2 protein-coding genes are annotated in these 1,318 nt (G+C 53.2%); one reads left to right on the forward strand and one right to left on the reverse strand.

What is annotated here, in order from left to right; translation table 11 throughout:
• The coding region (locus tag PDO_RS15085; protein WP_007603439.1) for a helix-turn-helix domain-containing protein at window positions 1-397 on the reverse strand (397 nt) is incomplete at its 3' end.
• Window positions 398-1,126: 729 nt separating this feature from the next.
• Here PDO_RS15085 and PDO_RS28825 point away from each other — a divergent pair.
• The coding region (locus PDO_RS28825; protein WP_210161520.1) for a hypothetical protein at window positions 1,127-1,318 on the forward strand (192 nt) is incomplete at its 3' end.

The following is a 1,318-nucleotide window of genomic DNA, read 5'->3' on the forward strand; positions in this document are numbered from 1 at the left end:
GTGTCTGCTCGCTCACCGAGACACGAAACTCTTCCCAGAGCCACTGGACCAGATCACATAGACGCCACCGCACGACTCCGTCGAGAAAGGGCGTCGGCCCCTGTTCCATGGCCTTTGCCAGTGCGGCCCGCTGCGCATCGTTCAACCGCGATTTGGGCCCGGGAGCCTTGCCATCAACCAGTCCGTCTGGGCCATTCGCATTGAACCGCAAGACCCAGTCCCGCACGATCTGAAGGGTGACGTTGCCTAGCCGTGCCGCATCCGAGCGCGAGCCTCCGTCATAGATCAAGGCGAGCGCCAAAAGGCGACGCGCCTGAGCCGCATGCTTGCTCTGGCGGGCCAGACGCCGAAGACCTTCTGCGTCAAAATCCGCCCGCAATGAAATCGCTGCTGCCATGGGAAACCTCCGGTTTGCACCAGAGATTCTGATTCATCGCATTTTGGGAAGCCCAAGAGTCGAATTCAGCGAGGGGGCGTATAAATCACCTTACGAAACAATATGGACAAGCAGACAAGTGCGCACAAGATAGATATCGAACCAACGAATGAGGATATATACAATAGATTTGTCAGCATGCTTTCGCCCAACAGCCAATTGAGAAAAACACATCTGGCCGTATTGCACTCCGGCAAAGGAGGAGACCCAACATATGCAGTGAGAAACGCAGCAGATAGAAAACCCACAGATCCGACAATCGGTCGCAGCCCGGTCGAATCCTCGACCGCAGCCTTCCGGGTTACACCCACTTTGCCTCGATAACGCAGAAGAAAGAAAACACCGCACACGATTGCAGAGTTCGAAAACTGCATCAATAGATGGAGCTGGAAGTTAATCTCAGCGCCAACCAAGGTAGCCCCGAAAACGGTTACTGAAATCGAGACAACCAGCGCGCAGACAAGCGTGACAGACGATAACTCGCCACGCCTATAGTCAAGTAGAACAACAAATATAGATAGTGCGAGCAACACATACGAGGCAATGCCGACCGGAAGATAATTCACGAAACCCACCCAATAAACGAATTGTATCTAAGTATACTAACCTTTACCATATAGCGATGGAACTTTCTTCGCCCGCAAAAAATGAACGCCGGGATATAATATTCACCGTGACGAACAGCTGTCGATGGCTGTTGAGAACCGCGCATATGTGGCGCCGAGATGGAATTACGGCGAATTTCGGCTCTGCGGGCGTGCGGTTGATTTTACTGGAAGTGGTTTGATGGGAGGTGAGCGCGGGATGTGTCGACAGGAGCCCGGAGGGCGACTGATGAGACCTGTGCGCGGTAAGGACTTTGGATTGATTTTGTTTGATCGT

The organism is Rhizobium sp. PDO1-076 (genome assembly GCF_000247475.1).
In the GTDB taxonomy this organism is placed as follows: domain Bacteria; phylum Pseudomonadota; class Alphaproteobacteria; order Rhizobiales; family Rhizobiaceae; genus Allorhizobium.